Raw genomic sequence first — 3,241 nt, 5'->3', positions numbered from 1 at the left:
ATCTCAATTAGATTAATCAATTGAACGTCAGAAGGGCTTACTGAAAACTCTACGAACAAAAGGTTTTTATCTTGCGTTACCGTAAAGCCTGTAACTTCAAATGAACCATTAAGCGTTACTTTCTTTAATTTGCTTTTTACGAAATTCGCTGTATCTAGTATCAAATCATTGGTTATCATCTCGTATCGCCTCCGCAAATGGAGTGGAACCTACCTGCCATTTCGTTGATAGTTTCGTTAGTCGATTTAAAGGAAGCTGAATCACTTCTTTTTCATCTAGTGCCTCCGCAAACGGTGTCCGGCCTAGCCTCCATGTAGTCGAGAGCCTTGTTTGACGAACAATCGTTTGTTTAATGATCTTTTCTGAAAGAGTGATGCTTTCTCTAATTTGCGTTCGCTGCTGATACACTAGGTTAGCTGGAATCGTTGTCCGAACTGTATGTTCCACTTCTCGGAAAGCTGGTGCATTTTCGATTTCAGCGTTAACACTAAGAATGAAATTGAGGATATCAATCTCAACCATTACCCTTCCTTTGCCGAGTAACCGGTCCAATTGATGTTGTAGCCAGCGCTCCGTAAATGGCGGCTTGATAGACTTTCGATTCTTTAGCCTCATCCTACGAAACTCTAGCGTCTCATCACTTCTTGGTTTAATCCGTAGCATCCTCTCCCTGCGAGCTATACCTTTTTCGCTTGCTGTTTCGATGAATTGGTCTGCTAACTCTTGTTCAACAGCTTTAGCAAACATATCCACAGCTAGAGAGGCTGCCTGTGTATATTCCTGCATCTCGAGAACATCATGATAGTATGGTGGCAGATACTTCATCAATTCATTAGACAATCGTCACCGCCCCCATATACGGCGCTTCTTCGGTATCTAACTCTAGATTTCCTGAAGAGCCGTTTAATGTAGAATCCATCACATCTAATACCCCTGCAATAGAAAGAAACCGTGATTCGATCTGACTGATACGAACAACGGTTTTCTTTGTATTTTTCCATGCTTTACGTAGCTCTATGAGATAATCGGAATAAACCTTTTCGACATCGCCTTTTATTTGATCTGGGTGCATATCAGCCTCCAAGATTAGCTTAGTACGTAGGTCTATCGTTTTCTTTTTGTTTCCGACGATCGTAACGCGATGTCCAATAGGAGCTAATCCTAATCCAAGACCACTATTCACTATTGGATCAACAAAAGTCTGGACATCTTCAACCAGCTTTTGTGATGGGGGATTGTAGTCACTACCTATAATAGTAGCTCTATCTTCATACATACGTTCTAACGCCATTCGATGCTTTACGTAGTTCATTACCACACCAACTTTCGATATCGGTTCAAATCCACTCGATAATTTAAAACTACTGAATCAATTACACCCTTTGATGTACTCGTTACTCCCTCGCTTTTACCTGGAGAGATTGAAGTATCACCAATCTTGATTGACTCGCTTGTAGGAGTTGCGGCAGCCACTTCACTTACTGTTGCTTGTTCAATCCTCAATGCATCAATGACCATAGAAGCCCATGTAAAATGTAATGCTGTTGGAATGTCTGAGATACTACAATAGTGCATGATGCGATTCCCTAACTCATTGATATACGTTTCAATTAACGGTTGTAGAGTGTCATCAGAAAGCCTAAGCCGTGCCTTTACAATCGGCCATATCATTATTCTCCCTCCGTTCTGATAACACCGTCTGCTATTAAACTTTCTCGATCTTCTTCTTGGATTTCAGACACTTCTCCAGCCTTATAACGTTTACCACGATATTTTACGTTCACAGTCCATACAACTGATCCAGAATCCTTTTCCTGACTAGCTTTCTTAGCCATTTAACTATTCGCTCCTTCCAATAAAAATAAGGGAAAGTATTCTCCCTTTTTGACTAAGCAACTCTTGCAATGAAAATGGTATCTATGGTTTCAAATGAAGGGAGAACAATCTCGCTAACGATAGTTTCTACATTTACTGGGTGAGGCTCTTTAATCGTTGTGATTGCTACACCTGTATTAACAATGGAGACCTGCGCTACTGTGCTTCCAGCCATCAAATCAGATTCTTCCGGTGTGGTACCGTAATATGTGTTTCCAAGCGTCCCATCTGGGATGAGTGTAAATACATCATCTGGATAGAATAGATTTGTACTACCATCCTGTAGAGCAAACTTTTTATTGTAAACTGCTACATTAATCCCCAGCTTAGATTGTAAATACTGCTTCATCATTGCGTCCGTCATGATGATGTTCTGGCCACCCAATAGATTCATATCTAGTCGTACAGGTTTGTTTTGTAAGATGAAATTCCATGTTTTTCGTGTACAAATCGCATTTGTTGGGCGAACACCTGTATCATCCTCAACCTTATCCTGCCATGTCTTAATATCACCAACCACATCCGCGTCTGGATTGCTCCACTTCGCATCAGCCGTCAACGTTTCTTTGTGATCCTCAGGCATTTTATAGTTGTAGTCATAGTTCAATCGGTTAGCAGTAATGCTAATCTTTCCTGTAGAAAGCAACTGCATGATCATCCGTTCCGGAATAACTTGTGCACCATTAACTAGGTTAGTTACATCATCATAGATCGAATTGATAACTGGCATGATTAACGCTTCGTTTTGTGAAGCAGCAAGCTTGTTTAGTTCCTGACGATCTTTTTCCCCAATACGCATGGCTTCACGGAAGAATGGCATTTCCGTATCAATTTTGCTGAATCCGATACGATCACGTAGTGTAGCCTTTGCATCGAATTCAGAAGGCATTAATGCAATTGGTAGTCCTCGTGAACCTTTAATCCAACTCAGATCAAGACCAAGTTGTTTTTTAGGTGGGAACAAAGTGGCTCCCAAGTATGGAATCGTGTTAGATGGATTAGCTAGATAGTACGTTGAAATATTCTTTGCGTTTACAAGATCAAAAATATTCATTCAGTAACACCCTTTCTTATTTCAAAAATGTAATTTGTTTAAGCGCAGCAGTTTCTGCAACATCAGGTTGATTTGGAATTTTACTTACATCGATAAATCCATGAATGACCATTGCTCCTGATGCAGGGCCATACGTGACATCAGTGTCATTTAATAGAACACCCTCTGCATCTGACTTATCAGCAGTTGTTTTAGCTTTCTTTGCGACTTTACTTGGATCAGCTAGCATTCCACCGCCCAAAATTGTTCCAGCTGGTACGATTTTCTTTCCCTCAGCATTCGCTGTAACTCCTGTATCATCTACTGTTACAG

Annotated in this window: 6 protein-coding genes; all 6 read right to left on the bottom strand. The window is 40.6% G+C overall.

What is annotated here, in order from left to right; genetic code table 11:
* Window positions 1-165: 165 nt before the first annotated feature.
* Window positions 166-840 (bottom strand): putative phage tail protein, encoded by a 675-nt coding sequence (locus tag AYJ08_RS02605; RefSeq protein WP_064016475.1) that lies wholly within the window; start codon window positions 838-840, stop codon window positions 166-168.
* A complete protein-coding gene (locus AYJ08_RS02600) occupies window positions 833-1,312 on the bottom strand; it encodes a baseplate J/gp47 family protein (protein WP_231928971.1) in 480 nt (159 codons plus the stop codon). The genes AYJ08_RS02605 and AYJ08_RS02600 overlap by 8 nt, the downstream gene beginning before the upstream one ends.
* Window positions 1,312-1,671, bottom strand: coding sequence for a head-tail connector protein (locus tag AYJ08_RS02595; RefSeq protein WP_064016474.1), 360 nt, complete (start codon window positions 1,669-1,671; stop codon window positions 1,312-1,314). The genes AYJ08_RS02600 and AYJ08_RS02595 overlap by 1 nt, the downstream gene beginning before the upstream one ends.
* Complete coding sequence (locus AYJ08_RS23245; protein ID WP_157452767.1) at window positions 1,671-1,835, bottom strand: DUF7210 family protein; 165 nt, start codon at window positions 1,833-1,835, stop codon at window positions 1,671-1,673. The genes AYJ08_RS02595 and AYJ08_RS23245 overlap by 1 nt, the downstream gene beginning before the upstream one ends.
* Before the next feature lie 53 nt (window positions 1,836-1,888).
* On the bottom strand, window positions 1,889-2,929 hold the full coding sequence (locus AYJ08_RS02590) for a major capsid protein (protein ID WP_064016473.1): 1,041 nt from the start codon (window positions 2,927-2,929) through the stop codon (window positions 1,889-1,891).
* Window positions 2,930-2,945: 16 nt separating this feature from the next.
* Window positions 2,946-3,241 (bottom strand): hypothetical protein (locus AYJ08_RS23770; protein ID WP_064016472.1); only part of this gene is annotated, 296 nt, incomplete at its 5' end.

This window comes from Brevibacillus sp. SKDU10 (assembly GCF_001645205.1).
Lineage (GTDB): Bacteria > Bacillota > Bacilli > Brevibacillales > Brevibacillaceae > Brevibacillus_B > Brevibacillus_B halotolerans.
Note: the sequence above shows the minus strand (reverse complement) of the source record. Positions and strands in the feature narration are given on the sequence as shown.

Bases quoted from the DNA above. Each gene is read 5' to 3' on its own strand.
- AYJ08_RS02595 (WP_064016474.1), bottom strand. From the start codon at position 1,671: ATGATATGGCCGATTGTAAAGGCACGGCTTAGGCTTTCTGATGACACT.
- AYJ08_RS23245 (WP_157452767.1), bottom strand. From the start codon at position 1,835: ATGGCTAAGAAAGCTAGTCAGGAAAAGGATTCTGGATCAGTTGTATGG.
- AYJ08_RS02590 (WP_064016473.1), bottom strand. From the start codon at position 2,929: ATGAATATTTTTGATCTTGTAAACGCAAAGAATATTTCAACGTACTAT.
- AYJ08_RS02600 (WP_231928971.1), bottom strand. From the start codon at position 1,312: ATGAACTACGTAAAGCATCGAATGGCGTTAGAACGTATGTATGAAGAT.